Raw genomic sequence first — 26,297 nt, forward strand, 5'->3', positions numbered from 1 at the left:
TTAACTGGTACTGCATCCATTTCTACTCACTACGTTGTTGAGAGCTTAACTTAAGTATAAATTCTTTCATATCGACAATACGTGGGAATGTTGGTCTTGCTGTCGTTCCTGCAATCAATAATGGTACAAGTGTTTCTTGTTTGTGTAATGAACCGTGTGCTGCCCCACTAAGGTGGAATGGTGTGGATTGGGCTTTAAAATCGCAACCTGGTTTAGCGTTAACGACAATGAAACGACCCGAATGGGAGTGTAATGCACTATAAATCCTAGCTAATGCATCTGGATAATTCCCGTAAGATAGCTCTTTTTCATTTTTTACATGAAGATCCAAAAGTTTGATGTTTCCCTCTATACTCCATGTTTGGTTATATTCATCCTTGTAATTACCAGTTGGAGAGAAACGCAATATTCCTTGTCTCATGCCAGATGTAATGTTTATCAGGTCATTATCCTTCCAGGCAATGATATCGATTCGTCGATCATTCTTAAGACTTTCTGCAATAACAGATAGTGGCAGGTTCTTATCCAATATGTAAATATAAGCCATACGCTGGTTTACACATAGGACAAGCTGGTCATTATTGCGTACGCGGCGCTCAAGTTTGGATATGCGATATTTTTTTAGTATTTTACGTAAATCAATAATAAATTTCCGGTAGTTGGCACCGGTTGGAGAATGGCCGTTATCTCCCATCACCATCCATACATTCCGGTTGAGAGCTTCTTCCCAGCTTGGATACATATTCAACACTTTTTGGATTTCTCGGTCAATTTTTTTAATTCCTTTTAAATCTTTTGGACCCTTAAAATGAAGGCGGGTGTCCATATCTTGAAATATGCAGAATGTAAATCCTGGAAGTTTGTCCTTACGTATTAGATATCTGAGCTCCCGGGCTGTAAATTTATAATTTCCAGCAGCTATTTGCGTTGTGAACCCCCAGGGTCGTAATTTAGAAAAGAGACCTAAAGAGAAAATGGATGCGCCGTTGGTTGTCCATTCACCGTCCTTGAATCGGGTCATTGTACGGAGTAATCGAGGTACTTGTAACCGATGGGGGGTATATCCGCGGTAGACAAAAGAATTAATAGAAGCGGAAGGAATTCCCTTCTTGGCCAAATCTTCATAAATTGTAGAGACCTCACTACTTAAATGCTCATTATTCAGTCGGTAAAGCATGTTATGGGCAGTACGACGCATTCCTAACCTAAACGTTTCGCGAAAACCAGTCCCGTAGTTAATAATTTCCATTCTGGAATTATCGAACCAAGTTAAGCCTGGAACATGGTGTTCATCAGCATATGTACCTGTCAAGAGAGTGCTATCAATTGTGACAGACATCGTCGGAAATGAACTGACCATATTGGGAATATAAGTGCCGTTTTCCATTAGAAATTCTAAGGCAGGGGCTTGTCCGGTTTGGATGGCAATTTCTAACGGTTCGGGCATCAAAGAATCAATGTTTAGCAAAATTACTGGTTTTAGTGTTTGTGGGTCTCGCTTCATGTTGCTTCATCCTCACTACCATTTACTTTTAGAAAATACACTATTTTATCTTTTGATTTTTAGATTTTAATATACTACCCACTTTTTTCCTGTAGAAGTGAATTTATCTTATATTATTAATAACTCCCATCTCTTTTGGGCTGGGTAGGGAAGTCATTCAACGGGCTATTCAATTTTCCCCCTTTCACTTTTTTAGGTTTAGGTTATGTTTCATTAAAAATAAAAGTATTATATAAAAATAAAGGAATATTCAAAATGATAGTAGATAAAATATATGTATAAATTGTCGGATTCGGGTCACTGGTATCTTTAATAAATTTATCGCTCGTAATTAATCATAAAAATTACACAGGAGTGGAAAACAATGACAACAAAAATGAATGTAGAGAGCTTTAACCTTGATCATACGAAAGTAAGTGCACCTTATATCCGTCTAGCTGGATTGACAAAAGGCACTAACGGAGATGTTATAAATAAATATGACCTTCGATTTAAACAACCAAATAAAGAACATATGGAAATGCCTGCCTTGCATTCCTTAGAGCATTTAATGGCTGAATTAATTCGCAATCACCATAATACCGTTGTAGATTTAAGTCCGATGGGTTGTCAAACAGGATTTTATTTAACAGTTCTAAATGAAGATGATGATGATACTGTTTTAGACGCAATAGAAGCAACATTAAAAGATGTATTAGAAGCTAAGGAAGTCCCAGCATGTAATGAAGTCCAATGTGGTTGGGCTGCTAGTCATAGTTTAGAAGGGGCAAAAGAGCTTGCTAAAGAAATGCTTGCAAAACGTGATGAATGGAAAGATGTATTTGTAGAGGAGGCATAACTGAGTTAGGCAGTTTTCTGAGAAACTAGTTATTCTTCCGAGGTACTAGCGCGCTGTTAAAGTTCCGTTAAATAGAAAATAAATAGATGCTTTTAAAAGTGGTTAATCCCTAACTCTAAGACGCCAACTCTAAGACGAATGATTTCAAGATTAGAAAACTTATAAAAAGAAAAAAATCCAAACGAATTCAAATTCTAATTAAGAATTTTGAATTATAGTTCGGATTCTTCTTAGACTAATACACTTTTTCTCCCAACCTCTTCTTCATTTTATTGAAAAATACGCATCAGATTAACCGGATAATCGATCCATGGATTGCGATTGCCCTGGATTTCATAGATAGCGAGATTGCGATGCTTCTCATAAATGCCGGGTGGAAAATCTTCATGCCATTGCAGGAGCAGGGATACATCGATTTCCTTTTTATGCGAAGCTTCAATTTCATCAGGATATCTTAGTAAAAAATAGAGCATGGCTCGGGCAACAGCACCTTTTCCGTATTCTGGTTCAAACTGTTCATTCAATGACTTGCCGCAGGATTCCTTTATACTCTGGACGGAAATCAGTTCTGGATTGTAGTCGCTGAAATCATGGTATGGGAAGTTGCTCCGCATCGAGTTGCAGGCTGGATCACACGTGAATAAATGGTGAATATCCCCGCGCATTGGCTCCCTCTCATTGAACCAGGACTGTGGTACGACATGCTCACAATTATATTTAAAGTTCGATTCAATTTGTGCGAGACGTTGTTCATCGTTTTGCACGGAAGCTTGGAATTCTTCTGCTGCTTCCTTTCGTTTCCGTGTAGTATTCGCATCTTCTTTAATGACATTTTCGGGTTGTCTAATTTTTCCGGAGTAAATGCTTTTTAAGCTGCCATCTGGCTGGAGGTCGACCCAAGGATACACATACTCAGATGGATCGTAACGGATAGGATTTGTATGGCTTGCTTCCAGCAGCTGACGGATAGAGTCCAGGATATCTGACTGCATAAAATTAATATTTTGGTAGTACTGGGAGATGATCTGTGCGTCCTTTTCTACATCATAATAGGCGTTTTGATCCAGCTGGATAAGGGCCTTTGCGTTCGCTGTTTCTGAAAGGATTTGTTGAATACGCTCAGGTTCCATTGATACGGGAAGCAGCTTCTCTGATTGTTCGGCTGATAAAATCATCTGTCATCCTCCTTAGATAATGTGTTACACTAGGTTATTTCAAGGTTGCGAGGCGGGATTCCTTCTTGAATTGAAAAGATGGGAGGTTAGTCTTGGATTGGGAGCCTTGTGAACGAAAGGTCCTGACATTAATCTTATCTTGAGTCAGTAATTCGGAAATTCACTCTCTAGCAGAAGAAAGAGTTTCGTTTTGAGATGTATTTTAAAATTGACCGTTAAAATGGCAAATAAAAGTCGTCTGAATTTAGAGGGCTTTTTATATTATAATTACAAAGTAGAAGCTAATTTTTACTAATATATGGTAAGTTAACTTTGTGAAATATTGTACTTAAAGTAACGGGGCAGGTTAGTTCAATAAAGATAAAAAAAGACCCATTGATTTTATAAAATCAAGGGAAAAGTAAGACTTAATTATTAGCCTTTTCAAGAAAAAGTGTTAAATTATTTTAGATGACTACGAGTTTACTTCAAAATATTCATTTAAGGCTTGTTGTAAAGTTCCTTTTATTTCTGTATTTATCTCAATGTTTATTCCTAAGTAAAGCATTTTTTTTGCAAGTTGAGGTCTTAATCCCGTTAGGGTAGATTTTGATCCCATCATCTTTACTCCAATTAACACTTTTTGAAAATTAGAAACAGTATATTCGTCCATGTCGGATATTCCGGAAAGGTCAATAATTAATGTTTGAATCCCTAACCTTGATATTTCTTTTAATACTTTTTCTTTTAATATATCCATCCGATATGTATCAAGTATACCAATCATCGGCAATACCGCTATAGAAGAGCTGACTGGTATGATTGGAACGGTTAAATGTTCAACTAATTTCCTTTGATTTAAAATTAATTCATCTTTATAGTTAGAATAGCTAATAAAAAAGGTGTTTAAAAATCCATCAATCCCATCATTAATTTTCTGTTCCAGTTCGTAAAATTCTGCAACGGATTTAGAACTACTGTTTAATGGATGATATTCACGTAAGAGACTCCATAAAGTACGTCTAATTGCATGTATCCATTCTAATTTTAACGCCAAGGTTAATGAATGCTTCGCCCAAGAAATTCCTTCTACTTCTGCAAAAGCAACGAGTTCATCTCGCTTATTTCCCACAGCAAAGAGGGCGATCGTTTCTGCATTTTTCAAAAGGTCAATATTTCCGGCTTCTAAAATAGTATTAATCTTCGTGGCAACATTCCCTGCCTCTGATAAAAGCATCGACTGAAATTCCTCTCTGTTATTCTTAATATAATTGTCAATACCGATTCTGGCTGTCACATTAAGTTCCTCCTTTTGTGAATTTTTATCGAATTGTAAACTAAAAAATGTATATAGTTAACATTCTATATTAATATAAAAATTTCCTCTAGCTCCAATTATCACAAACACTTAATTTTACTATGAACTTTAGTTGCTTCTCTGTGAGCATAAAAATAAAAAATTACTAAAATAGCCATTCTTCATCAAAGGAATACTTTTTACAAACCTGATATTTAGAACCATAACCTCAAACCTTTTACTGATTTATTACCATCCCAAAGACTATCAATTTCTAGGGAGAAAACTTTGAAATATTGTACTTAAACTATCTGGTGCTTTAACACAATAAGTAGATCGTCTATACGACGGTCTTTTTTAACTAAAGGAGCAGTTTAGTTGAACAAGAAACTTACGATAGAGTATTTCCGACTATATAAAGAGGGGGTATTACGTTGGTTCTTCCTGATAAAATCATTGACTCAAAATCGGGAACGCTCGAAGTGAGCCGTTATATTCATCTAAATCCTGTGGAAGCTGGGTTAGTAGCTAAAGCAGAAGGTTACAGGTGGAGCAGTTACAGATATTATCTTTCATACTAACAGTGGACCACTATTAAATATGAACATTGTATTAGACTATTATTTGGGGGATGTAATGGAGAAAGTATCAGGAGTTTGTGGAGGGAGGGTTAGTCACTTCTATTTAACAAAAAAAATTAACACTTGACAGTATTATTATAATACAGTAGGATGATAATAATCTTAAAAAATTGAATATTTCCTTATTAAGAGCAGGGGAGGAATCTGGTCCGTCGATCCTGCAGCAACCATCACTCAGATTGTATTTCAGTGATAAGGTGCTAAGTCCAGCAAGCATTTTAGCTTGGAAGATAAGGGAGGGTGTAGACTCTGTTTATAAAACCTCTTCCTTAGTGGAAGGGGTTTTTTTGGAATATTAGGACTTGGCAATAGCCGGAACGTCTAAAGTCATTGTCCAATCATTTATATCCATAGTCATCTTCGTAGTAAAAACCATACATCTGCACGCCTTTTATCCGAGTTATATGATAGGGAAAATATGAATAATAAGTAGGAGGTATCAGAGATGCATAAACTTAAATGCAAAAAAATGTAAATTAGTACCCTATCCATTTAAAAACTTATTTATTTTAAACACAAGGCTACAATAGAGGACCTATCTGTAGCAAAAAAACCAGAACATTTAGGAACCTCAAGGTATTTTACCATGAAGTATCGAGTATGAAAGAGCGTGTTGCAAAGCTCAATTATTTTCGAAAGAGGGATGAAAATGGAACAAGCTGAACTGGCATCATTAACCACCACCACTCCTGATCAGAAAACAATTAGAAAAGTAGTGATATCTGGTGCGATTGGCAACTTTATCGAATGGTATGATTTAGCAATCTATTCTTATGCAGCAATTGGTATAGCAATGGTGTTATTCTCGGAGGCTGGGGATCTCGCTATTATTTATTCGTTGCTTGCCTTTGGATTCACATATCTCTTGCGTCCAATAAGCGGTGTAATTATGGGAGCTATTGGCGACAGGATCGGTCGTAAGAAACTCCTTGTATTAACAATCGCCATGATGGCAACTGGGACGCTTTGTATTGGACTAATCCCCTCATATGCCGCCATTGGAATCGGCGCTCCAATTATTTTGATGGCGTGCCGGGCTGTACAAGGGATATCTGCTGGCGGAGAATTTGTCGGCGCCGCGGCCTATGTTTATGAGTATTCTAATAGAAACAATAAAGTCTTTTTAATGGGTTTGATTCAATTAGGCACTTGCTTATGCTATCCAGCTGCGGCGTTTGCTGCCTACGGGTTGGGAGTATGGTTAGGTGATGAGGCGTTTAATCAATGGGGATGGCGACTATTATTTATTTCAGCTGCACCACTCGGGCTTATTGCGCTCTTTATCCGCAATGGATTAGACGAATCACCCGTATTCAAAAAAATACAGGAAAAGGGAGAAATCTCAGCTTCACCTTTTAAGGATAGTTTGAAATATGACCCTAAACGCTTAATTCTTACAACAATATATGTCTTAGGGTACAATGCTGCGGGCGTGATGGTGCTTTTATATATGCCAATATACCTTGTGAATGTAAGTGGATTCGCCTCGACACAAGCGAGTCTCACGATGGGAGTTACGGGGCTCATATTTGGAGTGTCTGTACCTATCTTCGCCTGGATTATTGGTCGAAACCCTGATTACATACCAGCGTTTCGCATTGCAAGCTGTGCTGTTTTCGCTGCATTCGTTGTTTTTGCCTATTGGTTGTTTACTGTCCCTGGAGGTATGATTTTTGGTATCGTATTACTCGGTTTGATCGTAGGGTTCCATTACGCAATAGCTCCATTTACCGTAGTCGATGTTTTTCCCGCGGCACTTCGCTTTACTTCGGGGGCTATTGCTTACAACGTTCCTGTCGCTATAGGAGGTGCCCTGTACCCAGTGTTGTTCTCTTCATTATCCAACATCGGGGCCCTTACTCCACCTATCTTTGTAGCGCTTGTCAACGTAGTTGCCTGCATATGCGCGATTGGGATAGCGCGTATAACCAAGGCGGACGATTTGAAAACGAATCCTGCTTGACGACGAATGTGCCGATCACTTCATGTAATTCATGATAGAAAACGTTAGATTTTTGGATTTATTTAAGGAATCATCACATTGTAGTCTCTATCAGATTCAATACAAAGTAATCCTTTATCCTTCTAGCTTTGCATCGTTATTAACTCATGTAACTCTAGTAATATCACATTTGATTGAATCTAAAATTGAAAGGGGGCTTATCGTTCAATATTGTGGAAATTCGTCTTTAAAGATGCAGAATTTTACTAAGTATTGGTAGCAATGACTTAAAGGAGAATGCACATATGAGATAGAATGACGTAACAATACAAATATATCTTCAAATTCTAAGCTAGGGTATAGAGTAATTAATGACTATTTTATTATGAGCAGTACTTTGTATGGATGATATATTATTTCGAAGGAGATGAGTAAGTTATGACTAAACCCCTTTCATTTTCTGCATTTCTTATGAATACAGCCAATCACAATTTACATGGATTGTGGCGCGAGGACGAGGGTGGTCAGAGGGATTTCAATGATATAGATCTCTGGATTTCTTTGGCTAAGCGACTCGACGAAGGTGGCTTTGATGCTATTTTTTTCGCAGATGTGGTTGGATTATATGGTAACCATCGTGGTGGATGGAAATATCATGTCGAAAAAGGATTGCAAATACCGAGCAATGATCCAATGGTGCTATTATCTGCTTTGGCTGTTAACACAAAGAATCTCGGATTAGCTTTTACGGCTTCTCCACTACAAGAACATCCGTTTAACTTTGCACGTCGTGTATCGACGCTTGATCATATCTCAAAAGGCAGGATTGCATGGAACATGACGACAGGATTTTTGGATAATGCCTTTCGAAACTTCGGCTATGAGGGTATGGTTCCGCACGATGAACGCTACAAATGGTTGGATGAATATGTAGATGTGTTATATAAGCTCTGGGAAGGCTCATGGGATGAAGGAGCACTTTTGAAAGATAAAGAAAGTGGAATCTATGCTGATTCAGATAAAGTGCATAAAATAAATCACGTTGGTGAGCGCTATAAAGTAGAGGGACCTCACCTTGTTGCACCAACACCGCAACGGACGCCGGTACTTTTCCAGGCTGGATCATCACCGACTGGACGCGACTTTGCGGCTCGAAATGCTGAAGGTGTTTTTATCAAAGCACCGAATCCGGAAATTGCTCGTAAGCAGATTGAAGAAACGCGGCGCATAGCAATTCAACATGGAAGAGATGGAAAGGACCTTCAGTTTTATCAAGGTTTATCTTTTGTCATAGGGGAAACTGAAGAAGAAGCCCAGCGTAAAGCAATCGAACTCGAAAATAAGGTAGATTTGGAAATGATGGTTGCACATATGGCAGGTGGTGCAGGGATTGATTTAGGCAATGTTAGCTTGGATACACCTCTTGATGATGTGGATTCACAGGGAATGAGTACTTTCTTTAATTGGGTGAAGCAAAATACACCAAAACGAACTCCTACAGTAGAAGATTTAGCGAGATACCATGTTCGAACGATTAGAGTGGTGGGAACTCCAGAATCAATTGCTGACCAACTTGAACAGTGGCAGAAGGCGGGAGTTGATGGAATTAATGTTATTAGTGCAACGATTCCAGGTTCGTATGAAGAATTCATTGATCACGTGTTGCCTGTGCTCCGCCAGCGTGGATTAGCTCGTAATCCAGATGAAGAACAAACTACTTTCAGAAATAAGCTTTTTGGAGAGGATCGTTTAAATAAACGTCACCCAGCCTCAGAATATAGAGGTGCTTTTGCTCCTAAAAACTTAGTTTAGGTGCCTATTAGTTTTCGATGTCTGTCACACCCAGAATTTAGTCGAAAAAAATGTTAATAGCTAGACTGGATGAAACAATATCTGGTCTAGCTTTTTTATAGGAGTACCTGACAGAGCGGCCGAGCTTAGGTCGTAACATATAGCGGGTGGGATTCCCGTCTAAAGAAGGTGGTAAACCTGGAGTGTTCAGGTTGGGAGGGCATAGAGAAGGTAATTGAAACAGCGTTGGATACAGCAAAACGTGAAGTTTATGAAGAAGCCAAGTAGAAATTACTCCTTTTAATCCCAATACAACATTTTATCTTAGTGAGTGGAACGAGGAACCTACTAAAGTCAAGCTAAATGAATGCATTGAGTTGGGGAGATGATTTATCTTTGTCTTTTCTCCATTCCATTTGTATTGTGCTAGAATCATTTCATATTCAGTTTTTTCAACAACAATCTTTCCAACTAGAGGTATTTGATTTTCCTCAATAGCAATCTCAATTGGTAAAACAATATCAACCAACTATCTGTATAAAACGATTATTTTTTTATCCAATTGCCATTGTTATTTTTTTTGTACTTTTGTTTTACGGCGCTCCAGGCAACTTTAAAAGCAGTTTCTTCTTTGTCATATTCATCACTTGCTGAATTGAATGCTTCTTTGAAAATTTCTTGTGCGTGATGCTGTAAGTTATCTCTTACTGATTCTGGAAGATCACTTAACGTATTATACGGCATAGTCTTGTCTCCTTTATTAACCTTTTACTAATGATTTCCCTATTCTAAATCATGATAAACCAAAATTATGTAAGGAAATTCTTTCTCATATCAGGCAGTTGGATAGTCATAATAAATATATTTGGAAGTGTAAAAAAATCTAGACATATATGGAAAAAAGCTAAAAAGAAAAAATGGCTGAACTCTTTAGAAAGTTGCAGCCATTGCTTATTCCACTTCTATTTTATATCTTAAATAATTATAATTATCTGTTGGTACTTTTTTTACAACATTACCTTCTTCATCCTTCGTAATATTATATTGACGGTATGATTCCACTCTATATCCATCTTCAATTTTGGTTCCCTCTTTTTCATATTCTATGGATGAATAGCTTTCGAATTGTTCGACTTCATCTACTTCCGCACCTACTTCCTCTGCCTCTTCATTCGTTTCATTTGTAAAGCTTGATCTAAATCCAAGATAGCTGTCTTCAGGAGATTCTAAATATGCCGTAAATCCCAATACGACAATAATTCCAATGAAACAAAGTATCTTCTTCATCGTCATCCCTTCCTCTTTTACCGTAAAGTAGTAACTTTTGTATGTGCAGATCGCGGTAGACGTAATTTCATATAGCCGACAAATGACAGAACCAGCATACCTATTAAAAAGGCAATAAAATATGGAGAAATAATCTCGCGAATTAGCCCGGTTACAAATGAACTGAAAATCATTCCCAATGAATAGACCGCCGACATGACTCCAAATGCACGGCCATGTCCTTCCCTTGCAACAGCATCTGTTACTGCTGTCGCCATTGCTGGCATTATCACCCCAAAAAAGAACCCCATTAAAAATAACAAAAGTGATAAGGCTGCAGTCCACTCATTTATAAGTGCAAACAGAGTCATACACATTCCAAATAAACCGAAAATTAGCCTTTTCACAGGAGCAAAGCGATTAATAAAAAACAGCGATAAGGAAAAGAATGTTCCAATAGCCATAAAACTGAACAATTTCCCTGTTGTGACGGTAGATAGTCCCTTTTCGACTGATAAATAAGGAATTTCATAGATGATCACACCATGAATGTACATCACGGCAAAGCCTGTCAGAAATACAACATGCAAACCCGGATTTGTCAAAACCTGAATAAGGCCCAATGACTGATTTCTTCTATTTACAGTGACTGCTTGTCTATCTTTTAGAAAAAACATCGTATAAATAGACGTTATAATCAGTGCTGCCCCAATAACAAAATAAGAATTGGCGTATCCAACCATAACACCAAGCTTTCCACCAATCAGTGGGGCAATAATACTCGCGATTGTAGCAAGCATCCCGTTCACAGCCATGTTTTTTCCCTGCTGCCGGCTATTTTCTGCATATCCTGAAAGTAGTGCCATTGCTGCTGGAATCAAAAAGGCTAATGAAAATCCATTTAATGCCCGCAGTAGTAATAATTCTGCAGTGTTAGCCACTAAGCCATGAAAAATAAACAAACTACCCGATACAAGCAATGGGAAAGTAATAAATAATCGCTTCCCAAACCTGTCAACAAGTGGGCCTGCAATTAAATTTCCTATTAGATTAGCGAGTTGAGCGACACTAAGCATAATTCCAATCAATATACTGGACGCTCCGATCATTGCAGCATAAGGAGTGAAAATCGGTGCCTGAATACTCATGATCAGACTGATTAAAAACATCATGATAAAAATGTGTAATTTGTCTGCCGTTGCTTCTCTCAATTTTTCCACCTCGAAAACATTGTATGCTCCAAATGAAAAAATAGACGAGCATTTTACGGAAGAATATTCAACATATAAATACAATTACTTATCAATCCATCAGTACTTAAAAAAAGTGCAGAAAAGAGTTGCAGTCCCTGAAAGTTGATTTATATCACGAGGTGCATCTTGAGTTTGTGCTGGAGGAAAGTTTCACAAAAGGCTGAACGAATTAGGAAATCTCAAGCGGTGTGATAGAGGCAATTCAATTCATGTTGATTCCATATTAGTTTAGACAAGGATAACTCTTGATAAAGTATTGGTTAAATTATATCGTTAACTATAGTAGAGCTACGGATGGATATGGAAGATTTTATTCGCAAGCAGCATACTTTTTGCTTTTGAGAATTGGTAGTTTTTATTAAAAGGATGGATTGGATGAGAGTAATAGGAATTGATTTATCTGGACCGAGTAACCATAAAGATACAGTGCTTGCGGTATTCGAATTACAAAATGGCAGACTGAGATTTGTTAAGAGTATGAGTAATATTAGTGATGAAGCTATTTTAAAAGAGGTCTCAGGACAATCTGAAATAGATGAAGTCGTAATCGGCATCGACGCTCCTTTGTCTTATGAGGACGGGGGAGGGGACAGGGAATCGGATCGTGCGTTGAGAAAGTATATTGTCCAAATCGGAATGAAATCCGGATCAATCATGCCTCCTACTTTAAATCGAATGGTTTATTTAACATTAAGAGGTATCAAACTCAGCAGAGAAATATCAACACTAGCATCAATACACCCAGTTTCCATCGTGGAGGTGCATCCGGGCGCAGTGATCGGTTCAAGATTGTCTCAGGTAGAAATGGGTCATGTTTTGGCATATAAACAAGACTTGGAAGTAAGAAAGGTTCTCCTAAATTGGCTAGAGCAACAACAGCTTATCGGAATTCCAGAGACAGTTGCTAATCAAAGTCATTCAATAGATGCCTGTGCAGCAGCATTAGGCGCCTGGCATTGGCGGGACACTAAATATACACCAAAATGGATATTTCCTGCTAAACCGCCTTTACATCCTTATGATTATTGCTGCTAACGGAGGAATATGGATTTTAAAGTAATAATGACAGGAAAAATATTGGGGCTATCAAACGTAAAAAATTATTAATGTTTGGATCACCTTCTTCAAGGTAATATTTTCATATAGATGGTGGGATTATATATTTAACAAGGAGGATTAATAATGGGTAAATTACAAGATAAAGTAGCTGTTATAACTGGTGGAGTATCTGGTATTGGTGCAGCAACAGCACGTTTATTCGCTGCTGAAGGCGCAAAATTAGTTTTAGCGGATTTTAATAAAGAAAAAGGTACTGCTTTTGAAGCGGAGTTAAAATCTGAAGGTGCAGAAGTTGTTTTCGTAAAAGCTGATGTTACGAATGAGGAAGATGTTAAAAATATTTACGATACAGCATTATCGGCATTCGGTAAAGTCGATATTCTATTTAACAATGCTGGTATCGGTGCTGTAAAACCTACTGAAGAATTAACATATTCGGAATGGAGAAAAACCGTTGAAGTTGACTTAGATGGTGTATTCTTAGTTGCACAAGCTGCAATTAAAGAATTCTTGAAAACTGGCGGCGGTGTTATTGTTAATACAGCTTCAATGTACGGTTGGGTTGGATCACCTGGCAGCGCAGCATACAACGCAGCAAAAGCTGGTGTTATTAACTTAACACGTTCTCTAGGTTTAGAGTATGCAGAACGCAATATCCGTGTAAATGCACTATGTCCAGGGTTTATCGAAACACCAATCTTAGGTGAAACAGATAGAGAATTCCTGACAAACGCAACACCAATGAAACGTCTAGGTAAAGCTGAAGAAATTGCAAAAGCTGTGTTGTTTATGGCTAGTGATGATTCTTCTTTCATGACTGGTAACTTCATAATCGTTGATGGTGGATATACAGCACAATAATAAATAATGAAAGGAATCCATTTTGAATTTTATTCAGGATGGATTCTTTTTAGTTGAAAAAAGTACTGAAATACGAATGTTGCTTTATGTCGAAAGATAATTTAGAAAATTATGCAAAAGATGTTTACAAACAGTTGAAATTCGGATATAATTGCCAGGTAAATTAAAAAACTCTTAAGGAGGTCGAATGAAATGATGGTATTCGTTAGATTGAATTCACAAGTAGCTACAACTTCAGAAAAATTGAAAGTCACGCATTCGACCAGATCGGAATGGATCGCTTAAGTTTTTTTATTTAAATTAAGCATACCCATACTGCAGGGAGAAGCGTGTCCCTGTGGTATTTTTGTGCCTTTTTTTACCGCAGGGGGGAGTCTCTCTGCGGTTTTTTCTGTTTCTTGGGCAATTTAAGGAGGTGATATGGAATGACGATCAACATCATCTTTTTCACGATAACTATTACCAAGCGTGTGATATCTCCTGAGGAAGCAATTCATAATGAAAATGTTGAAAAAATCTATGAAGAACACCGAGAAAGAGCAGCTAATTATATGCGTCCCTATTAACTTTATTACTTTAAAAAACATGAAAGGTGGGAATGAAAATGATTTATATATTACAAGGACGGCATGCAGTTTTATGGGTGGAGAAAGACACAACCTGACCGGCAGCAGAAATAATATAGAGTGGCATTAAAGTTAATATAAAAGCCTCTGATAAGCATAACCCCGTCCTACCTGAGGATGGGTGATACTTCAGTAGTTGTTTTGCACAAATAACTTTAAAAACCGAGCTACCTTCACATGAGAAAAATAGCTCGGTTTCTTAGTTATTTATACTTGTCCCTAGTCAACCCCTACTCACCACGTTGTTCGGAGCATAACCGAAGTATAAATTCTTTCATATCGGCAATACGTGGGAATGTTGGTCTTGCGGTAGTTCCTGCAATCAATAATGGTACAAGTGTTTCTTGTTTGTGTAATGAACCGTGTGCTGCCCCTCTAAGGTGGAATGGTGTGGATTGGGCTTTAAAATCACAACCTGGTTTAGCGTTAACTACAATGAAACGACCCGAATGGGAATGTAATGCACTATAAATCCTAGCTAACGCATCTGGATAATTCCCGTAAGATAACTCTTTTTCATTTTTTACATGCAAATCCAGAAGTTCGATATTTCCCTCTATACTCCATGTTTGGTTATATTCATCCTTGTACTTGCCAGTTGGACAGAAACGCAATATTCCTTGTCTCATGCCAGATGTAATGTTTATAAGGTTATTATCCTTCCAGGCAATGATATCGATTCGTCGATCACTCTTTAGACGTTCTGCAATAACAGATAGTGGCAGGTTCTTATCCAATATGTAAATATAAGCCATACGCTGGTTTACGCATAGGACAAGCTGGTCATTTTTGTGTACGCGGCGCTCAAGTTTGGATATGCGATATTTTTTTAGTATTTTACGTAAATCAATAATAAATTTCCGGTAGTTGGCACCGGTTGGAGAATGGCCGTTATCTCCCATTACCATCCATACATTCCGGTTGAGAGCTTCTTCCCAGCTTGGATACATATTCAACGCTTTTTGGATTTCTCGGTCAATTTTTGTAATTCCTTTTAAATCTTTCGGACCCTTGAAATGAAGGCGGGTGTCCATATCTTGAAATATGCAGAATGTAAATCCTGGAAGTTTGTCCTTACGTATTAGATATCTGAGCTCCCGGGCTGTAAATTTATAATTTCCAGCTGCTATTTGCGTTGTGAACCCCCAGGGTCGTAATTTAGAAAAGAGACCTAAAGAGAAAATAGACGTAGCGTTGGTTGTCCATTCACCGTCCTTGAATTGGGTCATTGTACGGAGTAATCTAGGTACTTGTAACCGCTGAGGGGTATTTCCGCGATAGACAAAAGAATTAATAGAAGCGGAAGGAATTCCCTTCTTGGCCAAATCTTCATAAATTGTAGAAACCTCACTACTTAAATGCTCATTATTCAGTCGGTAAAGCATGTTATGGGCGGTACGACGCATTCCTAACCTAAACGTTTCACGAAAACCAGTCCCGTAGTTAATAATCTCCATTCTGGAATTATCGAACCAAGTTAGGCCTGGAACATGGTGTTCATCAGCATATGTACCTGTCAAGAGAGTGCTATCAATGGTGACAGACATTGTCGGAAATGAACTGACCATATTGGGAATATAAGTGCCGTTTTCCATTAGAAATTCTAAGGCAGGAGCTTTTCCAGTTTGGATGGCAATTTCTAACGGTTCGGGCATCAAAGAATCAATGTTTAGCAAAATTACTGGTTTTAGCGTTTGTGGGTCTTGCTTCATATTGCTTCATCCTCACTACCATTTACTTTTAGAAAATACACTATTTTATCTTTTGATTTTTTTCCTGTAGAAGTGAATTTTTCATATATAATTAATAACTCCCATCTCTTTAGGACAAGGTAGAGAAGCATGAAATCGATGGTAACCGAGCAAATCAAACTTTATATTCCGTCCCGTTTGCTAGTATGTTTCGTTCAGGTTGATGTTTCCTTATTAGCTTCTAAATTCACCGTTTTCTTGCTTCCAATTAGATACAACAACAAAATAATAATCATAAAAGCTGCAGAATAACTAAATGTCGTGCCGTATCCAACAATATTAGCTAAAAATCCAAGGCCTACTGATCCAACTGCTAGTCCAAAATCTATAAAAATAAGTAGCATAGAATTGGCTGTTGCTTTTTTCTCGGGTGGGACAAGCGTTAATGCCCAAGCTTGGATGATTGGATGGATTATGGCAAATGCGATTCCAAATAATGCCCCTGAAACCCAAACCATCCACATCGTAGTAGAGAAGCCTAATAATACCAAACCTATCGTCCCTGAAATAGCGGCTGGAATAATAAGAATTCTGTGGCCGAACTTATCGAAAATTTTACCAGAAAAAGAACGAACTGCTACCATTGCAATCCCTTGTGCGATAAAAAACTGTGAAATACTTCCGCCAACATTAATCTCTTTTCCAAACGCTCCGATGAAATTGACAGTCCCTGCAATAGCCATATAATTAAATGCTACAAGAATACAGGGGAGAAGGACGCGCCTATCGAACATGTACTTATAGAAAGGTTCATCGTTGTTTGTCTGTGGACTTTCCTTTTCTTTTTCAACTTTCGTATTTTTTGTGAAAAAGCTGCACAACAATGAAAAAGACATAAGCCCCAGTGTTAACACCATCATGGACTGAAATGAAAAGTTTGCAAGATAAGAAATGGCGATTAGTGGCCCAATTGTTGTACCAACGCTTGTAGACATTGCGAAAAAAACAATGCCCTCACCTAACCGAGATTTAGGAACAATATTACTTGATATCGTAAACACTAACATCGTAAGCATGCTAAAACCTATCCCTTGCAGCGCCCGAATGAATATTAAAAATCCGATTGACTGGTTTACAAACGTAAGAGCGATTGTGCCCAGAAAATAAACAAGGGAAATGATGAGCAGCAATTTCATATTTACTTTTTGGATAATGACACTTGCAAAGAAACGCGTAATTAGTGATGCTAACATCAAGGTCGTGGTCATGATCCCCGCAATTGCAGGATTGTCACTAATGGTTGATACAAAAAGTGGGAAACCTGCTGTAATCATATAAAAAGAAGCGAACATTACTAAAGACAATAATATAATAATCACATATTGGTTTGTCCATAATTTAACTTTTACTCTACCCAAGATATGTTACCGCCTTTCAGGAATATTTTTAAATATAATGATGATCCATGTTGAAGATTTCTTTATAATTTATGACAAATTTATTCTTTCCTAATTTTTATTAAATATTTAGCGTTGTTTCTTAATTGTTCAAGGATTGTTACTGATGTCAGCAACGAGTAACAATCAGTATTACATTTGTTGATTAATTAACTGATGGTTTCCTTTTTGTGTGCATAAAAGAGTGGTACTCACCAACTGATTGGGGAGTATCGCTCTTTTTAATTACTGGGCTTTTATCCCAGCTCCTGTTTTTTTGTTAATTGAATGGCTTTTGCTAAAGTTCACAAGGAAAACGCTAATGTTCACATTATTTTGCAAGGGCATGGCCACCGCCACCTGCCTTTTCTTTTGCAACCTCTCCAACATGAACATTGCTGTGGATGGTCCGTAAGCTTCCCTTTCCTTTATTCATATCAAGAATGGCGATGAAATCAAGTAGTTGTAGTCTGGTATTTATCATAAATTGAAAGTGTTATGCTAAGAAATTTAAAATTAAAAGTCCCTCTTTGACTTTTACTTCGATGCTAATTTAGGAGGGATTTGCAATAAGAGTGGGGTTGAAGAGGGTAAGATCTGGAGATGTTTAAAGAAGATGATCACAGGGAAAATCAATAAAGAACACAGGGTGTGGTTAATGCAACCCGGCAAAGTGTTTTAATAGCGATTGGGCCCTTTTGTTAGCAGTTAGGAAAGTATATACTTTCTTATCTGTATAAGTGCAACTAAGGCATTCGACCAAAGGCTAAGGCGAATGCCTTAGTTTTCTAACTTTAAGATTTAAGAATTATACAAGATAGGAGATGATTTTTGATGGGAAGCTCACAACTGACGGACCCACGTAAGAAGTTTTACACGGACAAGTTCCCGGATCAAGAACAGAACACTCCAGCGTTACAGAATGAAATGAGACCTAAACCTGACAGCGGAGAAGAATCGTATAAAGGGTACAATCGCCTGGAAGGACGCAATGCCTTGATTACCGGTGGCGATTCCGGGATTGGCCGTGCCGCCGCCATTGCTTATGCGCGCGAAGGTGCCAATGTCGCCATCCAATACTTCCCTGGAGAAGAAGAAGATGCCAACGAAGTCAAGGAATTAATTGAAAAAGCAGGCAGAAAAGCATTGCTGCTGCCGTATGACTTGCGGGAAGACGGCGCAGCGACGGAGATTGTTACAAAAACAGTGGAAGCTTTTGGCGGATTGGACACGCTTGTATTGAATGCCGCGCAACAAATCGCAAATCCATCTTTAAGTGATTTAACGATGAAGCAAGTGCATGACACCTTCAAAGTAAACATCATCAGCATGTTTGAGACTGTAAAAGCGGCTGAAGAACATCTGGAACCAGGAAGCGCGATTATCACCACGACATCGGTTCAGTCTTTCGATCCGTCCGTACCTTTAATAGATTATGCCGCTACAAAGGGTGCGATCAGCAACTTCACGGTTTCCCTGTCTTCGTACTTTGCTTCGAAGGGTGTGCGTGTCAATGGTGTCGCGCCAGGACCAATTTGGACGCCGTTGCAGTTGGATAACGGAAAATTGGAAGGACAAATCCCTGAGTTTGGCCAAAAATCTCCTCTCGGCCGTGCAGGACAGCCGGTGGAGCTTGCGCCGGTGTATGTTCTTCTGGCTTCCGATGAAGGAAGTTATATCACCGGTCAAATCTATGGGGTGACAGGCGGACAGCCAATAGACTTGTAATCTTAAGTGTGAGACAAACAAAAGCAAATCCCTCGAATTCAGTGATGTTTCCTGAATCCACCTCTATTACTGGACGGGAACACGTAATAGATGGTGGACAAATAGCTTGAGCATAGATAATGAAAAACGCAGTAAATGATATATGCCCCCTAAAGTTGTGTTTTGTGTCCAGCTTTAGGGGGCGTATTTTAGATATTAATAAAGTTAATTTTAACAGAGGGTCCATATATACTTTATGTACGTTTTGATTTTAATATTTGATAAAATTTAGTAATAATAAGAAAAGCACCAGCTTTAGCTGCTGGTGCTTTCCTAACGTAACTAACTATACAAAGGAATAACACAATTTATGATATCTTATCAATTTCCTTTTTATCAGGACTTTCATAACCATCTTCCCAGAAATCAGCATTCTTAATTCCGTATTTAGATGAGTTGAATTCTGGATCTTTACCTTGCTTAAGTTGCTCTTCGTAATCCTTTAAAGCGAGATTCGCTGGTTTAAATAACAATAGAATTGCAATTAAGTTCAGCCAAACCATAATTCCAAGTCCAATATCGCCCAATGCCCATGCTGCTGTTGAAGTACTTACAGATCCAAGGAAAATTGAGAATAAAAGGAGTAGTTTTAGTAAAAAGAAAGCAATATTCCTGAATCTCCCACGTACTAGATAGGCAAGGTTTGTCTCTGCGATATAGTAATAAGCATAAATCGTCGTAAAGGCAAAGAGGAATATAGCAATCGCAATAAATCCTGAACCGAACCCTGGAATAACTGTATCAACTGCCGCTTGAGTGTAACCAGGACCTGGTTGAACTCCTGGAAGGTTTTCGGTAATTGTTTGACCAGTACTTTCATCAATTACATTGTATGAAGTTGTAAATAAAATCATAAATGCTGTTGCTGTTACAACTAAGAATACATCTAAGTAAATGGAGAACGATTGCACAAGACCTTGTTTAACAGGGTGGGATACTTCCGCCGCTGCTGCTGGGTGAGCACCTGTACCTTGACCGGCTTCATTGGCATATAGACCACGCTTTACCCCCCACATAATAGCTGAACCGATAATACCACCAAATAATTCTTCTGCTCCGAAAGCGCTTTTAAAAATTAACGCAAATACAGCAGGAATATCTACAAAATTACTTCCTACGATTACAAGTGCAAGTAACACATATGCAGCTGCCATGAAAGGAACGACCAATTCTGCAACTTTAGCAATACGCTTAACACCACCAAAGATAGTAAAACCAACAAGTACGATAAGAATTAGACCAGTGATTGTTGTATCAAGACCAAAAGCGTTATGCACACTATCTCCTATTGCATTTGCCTGTATACCTGGCATTAAGAAAGACATAGCAAGAAGAGTTGCGAGTGCGAAAACGACCGCAAACCATTTCCAGCCAAGTCCTTTTTCAATGTAGAATGCAGGCCCCCCGCGATACTGACCATCTTGCTTTTCCTTATAGATCTGAGCAAGAGTCGATTCTACGAAAGCTGATGCTGCACCTATAAAGGTAATGACCCACATCCAAAATACGGCACCAGGTCCTCCAAAAGCAATACCTGTTGCGGTACCAGCGATGTTTCCTACACCAATACGACCCGATAAAGATATCGCTAATGCCTGGAATGGGGAAACCCCTGCATCGGAACCCTTCCCCGTAGTTACTAGTTTTACCATTTGCTTAAAATGGCGAATCTGTAAAAATCTAGTGCGAAAACTAAAATACAAACCAGTTACTACAATGAAACCTACCAATAAAGGACTCCATAGCCAGCCGTTAATAGTATCTACAATTTGATTAAACATAAAAATCACCCCTTTTAATATTCTGAATATTATTCGTATTATAAATTATATTAAATAATATAACAATCCTTTTTGTTAAAATAGTAGAAAAATAATCTACTAGCTTATCTTAATGTTGCTATCATGAATTCTATGTTTTGGGTAATAGGCGTTCGGCTCAAGCTCCTATGTTTAATAGAATTATTCCAGGGAATATGTCTTACTGAGTAAATCATAATCAACATAAAAATCAAGGTGGAGAAATTAAGAACATGTTGATTACATTTTATGGAGAACAACTCGAGATAATCATGATGACGGAATTGAAGGAAGTGGTTTATTAGTCGAAATACAACCAAATCACTACAAATACTAATAACTGACAACATAAGAGAGGGTTGATTTCGTGTGTTAAGTATTCTGGTTGGCTTGGTAATGTTGATGGCTTTAGCCTATCTAGGGTGGTCCATTATTTGGGTGGCTCCTTTAGCAGCTGGAGTTGTTGCTTTACTAAGCGGTTTAGATGTTTTTGATACCTATACAGGCACTTATATGGACGGATTGGTCAACTTTGTGAAGGCCTGGTTTCCGATTTTCTTATTAGGTGCTGTATTTGGTAAATTAATGGAAAAGACGGGTGCTGCTAGGTCAGTTGCTAAAAAAGTAACCCAATTAATCGGCAAAAAGCGTGCCATTCTCGGCGTTTTAATAGCTGCTGCGCTACTGACTTATGGTGGTGTTAGCTTGTTCGTCGTTGTATTTGCCCTATATCCAATTGCACTTGAATTATTCCGTGAAGCAAATATCTCAAGGAAATTGCTCGTACCGACATTTGCTCTTGGTGCATTTACTTTTACCATGACTTCTGCTCCGGGTACACCTCAAATTCAAAACCTGATTCCGATGGATTATTTCGGAACAACGCCAATGGCAGGGCCTGTCATCGGCATTGTCACTACTTTAATAATGGCAGTAGGTGGTTATCTTTGGTTAGCATATCGAGAAAAGAAACTTGCTGCTAAAGGTGACGTTTTTACAGAACCAGAAGATCAAAAAACTCCCGAAAAGGCTACGGATGAAAAAGATCCAAACTGGATTTTGTCTCTCGTTCCGCTCGCCATTGTGGTCGTATTACTTAATATTGTAAAGTTGGAACCGCTATGGTCCCTTCTAATCGGGGTTCTCGCTATTATGATTTTGAATGTGAAAGATTATAAAAAATTTATCCCTTCCATCAATGATGGGTCAAAAGGTTCCGTAATGGCGATTCTTAATACGAGTGCTGCCGTCGGTTTTGGTGCCGTCATCGCCATTGTCCCAGCTTTTGAGGAAATTACTTCTTGGCTATTAAATATATCCGATAACCCATTAGTCGCTGAAGGTCTTGCCGTTCAAGTCATGGCGATCATTACTGGTTCTGCTTCCGGAGGTCTGGGTATTGCCTTGAGCACGCTTGGTGATACGTTCGTTGAGCTTTCGCAAACAACAGGCATTAGTCCGGATGTGTTCCATCGTATTGCAGCAGTGGCATCCGGGGCATCGATTTTCCCTAATAACGGAGCCTTACTAACACTAATTGCTGTAACTGGAGTGAGCCTTCGAGATACGTATAAAGATGTATTTGTTGTTGCATTCATCATACCAACTATCGCATTATTTGTAGGGGTCATTATGGGTGCGATTGGTTTGGTATAAAAATAGATTGATATTAAAAGAGGAGGAATTTTAAATGGTAGAAAACAAAGTCGTTATTATTACAGGGTCTGCACGTGGTATTGGGTTTGAAATTGGTGAACATTTTGCTCAAGACGGAGCGAAAGTTGTCCTCTCTGACTTAAATGAAGAAGGGGTAAAAGCATCTGCTGAAGAACTGCAAAAACGCGGATTTGAATCAATTGGCATTAAAGCTGACGTGACAAGCGAAACAGATCTTCAAAATTTAGTAAAAGTTACGAAAGAGACTTACGGTTCAGTAGACATTGTTATTAACAATGCAGGTTTACAACATGTATCACCGATCGAGGATTTCCCGACAGAGAAATTTGAATTGATGCAAAAAATCATGTTGACAGCGCCTTTTATTCTTACAAAAATCGTATTCCCTATTATGAAAGAACAGGGATGGGGCCGTATTATCAATGTCGCTTCAATCAACGGATTAATCGGATTTGCAGGCAAAGCAGCTTACAATAGTGCAAAACACGGGGTTATTGGCCTAACAAAAGTAGCAGCTTTAGAAGGTGCTCCTCATGGCATTACCGTAAACGCACTTGCTCCAGGGTATGTGGATACCCCACTAGTACGCGGGCAAATTGCTGACTTGGCGAAAACTCGCCATATCGCCGAAGATAAAGCACTTGATGAAGCAATTCTTTCTCAAGTACCACAAAAGAAATTATTAGATGTCAGTGAAATTGCAGATTACGCATTATTCTTGGCTAGTGATAAAGCAAGAAGTGTTACAGGACAAGCAGTCGTTATTGATGGCGGTTATACTGCGCAGTAATTATATAAAACGCATGGAATCGAACCTTTATGTGGTAGATTGCAGATAGGCTTGCAATTGTGATTGAATTGCTTTACTACTTTTATAAAAATGTGTGTATTACATGTTAACAGTCTACCGGTAAACACTATAATACACGGAAATAACAACATCTTATAGACAAAAAAGTAAGGACACATGCTTCATGACCTTACTTTTTTGTTTTTTTGCTTTTTATTTTTTTGGATTCTTTTACATAATTAATATAGTTCCCTGTTCCTTCGATTGCTGACACAGCAACAATCGCCCATTCAAGCGGGGAAACCTCATCTAGCGATTCTTTACCATAAAACATTGTAAATACGGTGATGATTCCGTAGAGGAAGGCTTTAGCGAAATATTCCCAAATCGGGGAGTAATTATCTATATTCACTCTATCGTATATCTTATTTACAAGTGAAGCTATTCCTAAAACTAAAACTAAGATTATAATAAGTTCCATCGTCACAAAACCTCCAGAACAATTCTACCATAATGCATAGTAGTTCTAGCAAATTCTAGGACTAGTATTGGCAACTAGTGTACTCTTATCACTTTGTTTTTGTTTACGAAAAGCCGAACTGTTTGTGCTTAGGAAGGGCTTTACAAGGATTATCAGTGGGAGTCCTTGTGCTCAGTGCTAGCAGATGGTTGGGGAAGTGGATAGCCATTAATAAAAGGGTGCCAATGATCCTTCTGACACCCGTGACATTTCTTACCTAAATTTAGCTCATTGAAACACGTCTTGCTTTCACCACATACACTTGATTTAGAATAAGTGCTCCAATCAACTGAATAACCGTTTTCGCAATAACCTGCCCTAAAATCGCTGCGGGAACAGCTTCCCAAGGGATAAATCCTGCACCTAGTGGGCTCAGACCAACAATAACGAATACAATTGAATCCAGCAGTCCACCAACAATCCCACTATAAAATACGCGCCATGCGATTGGTAATTTTAATCTAGAATAAATCTCTGTATCTGCTGTTTCAGAAATGATAAAGGAAAGTGCAGAAGCAGTAACGATCATTAGTGAATCTCCAAGTAAGAAGGAGACCACACCAGATAAAACTAAGGCTGTAACGATGAATAAATAGGTCTTCTTTCTTCCGTACTTGTTTTGCACCAAGTCACGAAAGATAAATGTCGCTCCTATTAGAAATGTCCCCATTGGAATGATAAAAATACCAATTGTAAGAGGCATTAATGCTGCAGTTATCACGTTTGCCGTGACAATTGAAATAAAATATAAAAATACACGTATCATGTTATTCCACTCCCTTTTTAAGTAAGTATTGCTCCAAACCATTATTACGAAGCTTACAAGCAGGACACTCCCCACAGCCATCAGCTTTTATTCCGTTATAGCAAGTCAACGTCTTTTCTCGGATTAAATCCAATACGCCTAAATCATCAGAAAGCTCCCAAACTTCCTTTTTATCCAACCACATTAATGGTGTGTGGATAACAAACTCCTCATCTATTGCCAGGTTTAGCGTTACATTTAACGATTTGATAAAACTGTCTCGGCAATCCGGATAGCCGCTAAAATCCGTTTCACTGACACCTGTCACTAGATGCTTTGCACCAACTCGTCTTGCCAGCACACCAGCGAAGGATAGAAAAAGTAAATTCCTGCCCGGTACGAAAGTATTTGGAAGCTCAGTTCCTTCGCCTTCAGCAACCTCAATATCGTCCCGCGTTAAGGCGTTCGGTGCCAGCTGATGGAGAAGTGACATATCTAAAATATGGTGTTTTACACCAAGATCTTCTGCAATCTCCTTAGCACACTCGATTTCTAATTTATGCCTTTGACCATAATCAAAAGTTACCGTTTCGACCTCTTTAAATTGTTTTTTTGCCCAGAATAAACAAGTCGTACTGTCCTGCCCTCCGCTAAAGACAACAATGGCTTTATCTTTTTTCATCTAAACACTCCTTTTCGAAAAGGAAAAACAGCACTAAGAAAGGCTGTTTTCTTAGTTTTTTATAGAGGGTCGCTATAACCTCTTGCTATTCATTTTAACGATTATCTATTTTCTCCGGATTAAGATCATGGTTCATCAAGCGATGCATCGCCATGTCCTCATATTTCGTTCCAGGTTTTCCATAATTGCACCAAGGGTCAATTGAAATACCACCACGTGGAGTGAATTTACCCCATACCTCAATATAACGTGGATCAAGCAATTCAATTAAATCATTCATAATGATATTCACACAATCCTCATGAAAATCCCCATGATTTCTGAAGCTAAATAAGTATAATTTCAATGATTTACTTTCCACAATCTTTTGATCAGGTATATAAGAAATATACATTGTCGCAAAATCAGGCTGACCTGTAATTGGACATAAACTAGTAAACTCCGGGCAATTGAATTTTACAAAATAATCGCGATTGGAGTGGATATTATCTACGGATTCCAACACTTCAGGCGTATAGTCCGTTGCGTAATCCGTCTTCTGATTACCAAGCAGTGTTAAATCCTTCAAACCTTGTTCCTGGCTTCTTCCAGACATAAAAAAACCTCCCTGTATATTTTCCCAAACACAACGAGAGGTCATAGCAAACTACGATTCTAACAAAAAAGCCACATCCAATATGGACATGGCTTAATAGTCAATGTATCCATAGTTTTTTATAGAGGGTATCAGCTATGAACCTCTTCCGATCGGGTGTTTAATTCTTATTTATCATAGCTGAGAAGGTGGAAGGTGTCAAGAGGACCGCGGGGACAGGCACCATGGTCCAGTATAGATACTCAACTTCCATCAAAGTTCTTGAAATAACTCCGTGACAACTGAAATAAACCTTTGTGTTGCATGTGATACTTGAGTGTAGTTGCTAAGCCAATAATTCGATAAGCATCTTCTTCCAGATTA

General features: G+C 38.3%; 23 protein-coding genes and 2 riboswitches. Of the genes, 9 read left to right on the plus strand and 14 right to left on the minus strand.

The genetic code is table 11. The annotated features are described in order from the left end of the window. Window positions 1–22: 22 nt before the first annotated feature. On the minus strand, window positions 23–1,504 hold the full coding sequence (locus CUC15_RS06030; protein ID WP_114915795.1) for an alkaline phosphatase family protein: 1,482 nt from the start codon (window positions 1,502–1,504) through the stop codon (window positions 23–25). Window positions 1,505–1,868: 364 nt separating this feature from the next. On the opposite strand from CUC15_RS06030, the gene CUC15_RS06035 reads away from it, so the two are divergent. Further along, the gene (locus CUC15_RS06035) at window positions 1,869–2,342 is read left to right on the plus strand and encodes an S-ribosylhomocysteine lyase (protein WP_114915796.1); all 474 of its coding nucleotides are present in this window, start codon (window positions 1,869–1,871) and stop codon (window positions 2,340–2,342) included. A gap of 269 nt (window positions 2,343–2,611) precedes the next feature. On the opposite strand, the gene CUC15_RS06040 is transcribed toward CUC15_RS06035, so the two are convergent. Beyond that, window positions 2,612–3,517: an endonuclease I family protein gene (locus CUC15_RS06040; RefSeq protein ID WP_114915797.1), complete on the minus strand. Its 906-nt coding sequence runs from the start codon at window positions 3,515–3,517 to the stop codon at window positions 2,612–2,614. A gap of 454 nt (window positions 3,518–3,971) precedes the next feature. Beyond that, complete coding sequence (locus CUC15_RS06045) at window positions 3,972–4,793, minus strand: STAS domain-containing protein (RefSeq protein ID WP_341457192.1); 822 nt, start codon at window positions 4,791–4,793, stop codon at window positions 3,972–3,974. A gap of 760 nt (window positions 4,794–5,553) precedes the next feature. Continuing rightward, a riboswitch (SAM riboswitch) is annotated at window positions 5,554–5,671 on the plus strand. A gap of 412 nt (window positions 5,672–6,083) precedes the next feature. On the opposite strand from CUC15_RS06045, the gene CUC15_RS06055 reads away from it, so the two are divergent. Both CUC15_RS06055 and CUC15_RS06060 read left to right on the plus strand, forming a co-directional pair. Then, entirely contained in the window at window positions 6,084–7,397 is a 1,314-nt protein-coding gene (locus CUC15_RS06055; protein ID WP_162800278.1) for an MFS transporter, read from the plus strand. A 417-nt stretch (window positions 7,398–7,814) separates the two neighbouring features. Next, window positions 7,815–9,188 (plus strand): LLM class flavin-dependent oxidoreductase, encoded by a 1,374-nt coding sequence (locus CUC15_RS06060; RefSeq protein ID WP_114915799.1) that lies wholly within the window; start codon window positions 7,815–7,817, stop codon window positions 9,186–9,188. Between the two features lie 525 nt (window positions 9,189–9,713). On the opposite strand, the gene CUC15_RS06065 is transcribed toward CUC15_RS06060, so the two are convergent. The 3 genes from CUC15_RS06065 to CUC15_RS06075 all read right to left on the minus strand — a co-directional run bounded on the left by CUC15_RS06065 (window position 9,714) and on the right by CUC15_RS06075 (window position 11,644). Continuing rightward, entirely contained in the window at window positions 9,714–9,911 is a 198-nt protein-coding gene (locus tag CUC15_RS06065; RefSeq protein ID WP_114915800.1) for a ChaB family protein, read from the minus strand. 207 nt (window positions 9,912–10,118) lie between these two features. Beyond that, window positions 10,119–10,454, minus strand: coding sequence for a hypothetical protein (locus tag CUC15_RS06070; protein ID WP_114915801.1), 336 nt, complete (start codon window positions 10,452–10,454; stop codon window positions 10,119–10,121). Window positions 10,455–10,471: 17 nt separating this feature from the next. After that, entirely contained in the window at window positions 10,472–11,644 is a 1,173-nt protein-coding gene (locus CUC15_RS06075) for an MFS transporter (protein WP_114915802.1), read from the minus strand. A 417-nt stretch (window positions 11,645–12,061) separates the two neighbouring features. Here CUC15_RS06075 and CUC15_RS06080 point away from each other — a divergent pair, with 417 nt between their 5' ends. The 3 genes from CUC15_RS06080 to CUC15_RS06090 all read left to right on the plus strand — a co-directional run bounded on the left by CUC15_RS06080 (window position 12,062) and on the right by CUC15_RS06090 (window position 14,172). Next, on the plus strand, window positions 12,062–12,721 hold the full coding sequence (locus CUC15_RS06080; RefSeq protein WP_114915803.1) for a DUF429 domain-containing protein: 660 nt from the start codon (window positions 12,062–12,064) through the stop codon (window positions 12,719–12,721). Window positions 12,722–12,868: 147 nt separating this feature from the next. Continuing rightward, window positions 12,869–13,606 (plus strand): SDR family NAD(P)-dependent oxidoreductase, encoded by a 738-nt coding sequence (locus CUC15_RS06085; protein ID WP_114915804.1) that lies wholly within the window; start codon window positions 12,869–12,871, stop codon window positions 13,604–13,606. Window positions 13,607–14,031: 425 nt separating this feature from the next. Further along, window positions 14,032–14,172, plus strand: a complete 141-nt coding sequence (locus tag CUC15_RS06090; RefSeq protein ID WP_114915805.1) for a YrzI family small protein — start codon at window positions 14,032–14,034, stop codon at window positions 14,170–14,172. A 290-nt stretch (window positions 14,173–14,462) separates the two neighbouring features. Here the strand turns inward: CUC15_RS06090 and CUC15_RS06095 are convergent, their stop codons facing one another. The 3 genes from CUC15_RS06095 to CUC15_RS20040 all read right to left on the minus strand — a co-directional run bounded on the left by CUC15_RS06095 (window position 14,463) and on the right by CUC15_RS20040 (window position 17,843). After that, on the minus strand, window positions 14,463–15,944 hold the full coding sequence (locus tag CUC15_RS06095; RefSeq protein WP_114915806.1) for an alkaline phosphatase family protein: 1,482 nt from the start codon (window positions 15,942–15,944) through the stop codon (window positions 14,463–14,465). A gap of 194 nt (window positions 15,945–16,138) precedes the next feature. Further along, window positions 16,139–17,341, minus strand: a complete 1,203-nt coding sequence (locus CUC15_RS06100) for an MFS transporter (RefSeq protein ID WP_114915807.1) — start codon at window positions 17,339–17,341, stop codon at window positions 16,139–16,141. Between the two features lie 349 nt (window positions 17,342–17,690). Further along, window positions 17,691–17,843 carry a DHHA1 domain-containing protein gene (locus tag CUC15_RS20040; RefSeq protein ID WP_162800279.1) on the minus strand — a complete coding sequence of 51 codons (153 nt, stop codon included), beginning with the start codon at window positions 17,841–17,843 and terminating at the stop codon, window positions 17,691–17,693. A 350-nt stretch (window positions 17,844–18,193) separates the two neighbouring features. On the opposite strand from CUC15_RS20040, the gene CUC15_RS06105 reads away from it, so the two are divergent. Continuing rightward, a complete protein-coding gene (locus CUC15_RS06105) occupies window positions 18,194–19,087 on the plus strand; it encodes an SDR family oxidoreductase (protein WP_114915808.1) in 894 nt (297 codons plus the stop codon). A 347-nt stretch (window positions 19,088–19,434) separates the two neighbouring features. Here CUC15_RS06105 and CUC15_RS06110 read toward each other — a convergent pair whose 3' ends face one another. Continuing rightward, the gene (locus CUC15_RS06110) at window positions 19,435–20,907 is read right to left on the minus strand and encodes an alanine/glycine:cation symporter family protein (RefSeq protein WP_114915809.1); all 1,473 of its coding nucleotides are present in this window, start codon (window positions 20,905–20,907) and stop codon (window positions 19,435–19,437) included. Window positions 20,908–21,294: 387 nt separating this feature from the next. Here CUC15_RS06110 and CUC15_RS06115 point away from each other — a divergent pair, with 387 nt between their 5' ends. Then, entirely contained in the window at window positions 21,295–22,581 is a 1,287-nt protein-coding gene (locus tag CUC15_RS06115; protein WP_114915810.1) for a GntP family permease, read from the plus strand. Between the two features lie 34 nt (window positions 22,582–22,615). Then, window positions 22,616–23,392, plus strand: a complete 777-nt coding sequence (locus CUC15_RS06120) for a 3-hydroxybutyrate dehydrogenase (RefSeq protein WP_114915811.1) — start codon at window positions 22,616–22,618, stop codon at window positions 23,390–23,392. Between the two features lie 190 nt (window positions 23,393–23,582). On the opposite strand, the gene CUC15_RS06125 is transcribed toward CUC15_RS06120, so the two are convergent. From CUC15_RS06125 to queF, 4 genes are all read right to left on the minus strand, one after another. Then, entirely contained in the window at window positions 23,583–23,873 is a 291-nt protein-coding gene (locus tag CUC15_RS06125; RefSeq protein WP_114915812.1) for a hypothetical protein, read from the minus strand. A gap of 262 nt (window positions 23,874–24,135) precedes the next feature. Next, a complete protein-coding gene (locus CUC15_RS06130) occupies window positions 24,136–24,678 on the minus strand; it encodes a VUT family protein (RefSeq protein ID WP_423241362.1) in 543 nt (180 codons plus the stop codon). Between the two features lies 1 nt (window position 24,679). Next, the gene (gene queC / locus CUC15_RS06135; RefSeq protein ID WP_114915813.1) at window positions 24,680–25,339 is read right to left on the minus strand and encodes a 7-cyano-7-deazaguanine synthase QueC; all 660 of its coding nucleotides are present in this window, start codon (window positions 25,337–25,339) and stop codon (window positions 24,680–24,682) included. Window positions 25,340–25,433: 94 nt separating this feature from the next. Continuing rightward, window positions 25,434–25,934: a preQ(1) synthase gene (gene queF / locus CUC15_RS06140; protein ID WP_114915814.1), complete on the minus strand. Its 501-nt coding sequence runs from the start codon at window positions 25,932–25,934 to the stop codon at window positions 25,434–25,436. Between the two features lie 105 nt (window positions 25,935–26,039). After that, a riboswitch (PreQ1 riboswitch) is annotated at window positions 26,040–26,086 on the minus strand. Between the last annotated feature and the right edge of the window lie 211 nt (window positions 26,087–26,297).

The sequence above is a fragment of the Oceanobacillus zhaokaii genome (assembly GCF_003352005.1).
Classification (GTDB): domain Bacteria; phylum Bacillota; class Bacilli; order Bacillales; family Amphibacillaceae; genus Oceanobacillus; species Oceanobacillus zhaokaii.

Bases quoted from the DNA above. Each gene is read 5' to 3' on its own strand.
- CUC15_RS06060 (WP_114915799.1), top strand. From the start codon at position 7,815: ATGACTAAACCCCTTTCATTTTCTGCATTTCTTATGAATACAGCCAAT.
- CUC15_RS06085 (WP_114915804.1), top strand. From the start codon at position 12,869: ATGGGTAAATTACAAGATAAAGTAGCTGTTATAACTGGTGGAGTATCT.
- CUC15_RS06090 (WP_114915805.1), top strand. From the start codon at position 14,032: ATGACGATCAACATCATCTTTTTCACGATAACTATTACCAAGCGTGTG.
- queF (WP_114915814.1), bottom strand. From the start codon at position 25,934: ATGTCTGGAAGAAGCCAGGAACAAGGTTTGAAGGATTTAACACTGCTT.
- CUC15_RS06030 (WP_114915795.1), bottom strand. From the start codon at position 1,504: ATGAAGCGAGACCCACAAACACTAAAACCAGTAATTTTGCTAAACATT.
- CUC15_RS06095 (WP_114915806.1), bottom strand. From the start codon at position 15,944: ATGAAGCAAGACCCACAAACGCTAAAACCAGTAATTTTGCTAAACATT.
- CUC15_RS06110 (WP_114915809.1), bottom strand. From the start codon at position 20,907: ATGTTTAATCAAATTGTAGATACTATTAACGGCTGGCTATGGAGTCCT.
- CUC15_RS06040 (WP_114915797.1), bottom strand. From the start codon at position 3,517: ATGATTTTATCAGCCGAACAATCAGAGAAGCTGCTTCCCGTATCAATG.
- CUC15_RS06105 (WP_114915808.1), top strand. From the start codon at position 18,194: ATGGGAAGCTCACAACTGACGGACCCACGTAAGAAGTTTTACACGGAC.
- CUC15_RS06035 (WP_114915796.1), top strand. From the start codon at position 1,869: ATGACAACAAAAATGAATGTAGAGAGCTTTAACCTTGATCATACGAAA.
- CUC15_RS06070 (WP_114915801.1), bottom strand. From the start codon at position 10,454: ATGAAGAAGATACTTTGTTTCATTGGAATTATTGTCGTATTGGGATTT.
- CUC15_RS06055 (WP_162800278.1), top strand. From the start codon at position 6,084: ATGGAACAAGCTGAACTGGCATCATTAACCACCACCACTCCTGATCAG.
- CUC15_RS06120 (WP_114915811.1), top strand. From the start codon at position 22,616: ATGGTAGAAAACAAAGTCGTTATTATTACAGGGTCTGCACGTGGTATT.
- CUC15_RS06080 (WP_114915803.1), top strand. From the start codon at position 12,062: ATGAGAGTAATAGGAATTGATTTATCTGGACCGAGTAACCATAAAGAT.
- CUC15_RS06130 (WP_423241362.1), bottom strand. From the start codon at position 24,678: ATGATACGTGTATTTTTATATTTTATTTCAATTGTCACGGCAAACGTG.
- CUC15_RS06065 (WP_114915800.1), bottom strand. From the start codon at position 9,911: ATGCCGTATAATACGTTAAGTGATCTTCCAGAATCAGTAAGAGATAAC.
- queC (WP_114915813.1), bottom strand. From the start codon at position 25,339: ATGAAAAAAGATAAAGCCATTGTTGTCTTTAGCGGAGGGCAGGACAGT.
- CUC15_RS06125 (WP_114915812.1), bottom strand. From the start codon at position 23,873: ATGGAACTTATTATAATCTTAGTTTTAGTTTTAGGAATAGCTTCACTT.
- CUC15_RS20040 (WP_162800279.1), bottom strand. From the start codon at position 17,843: ATGATAAATACCAGACTACAACTACTTGATTTCATCGCCATTCTTGAT.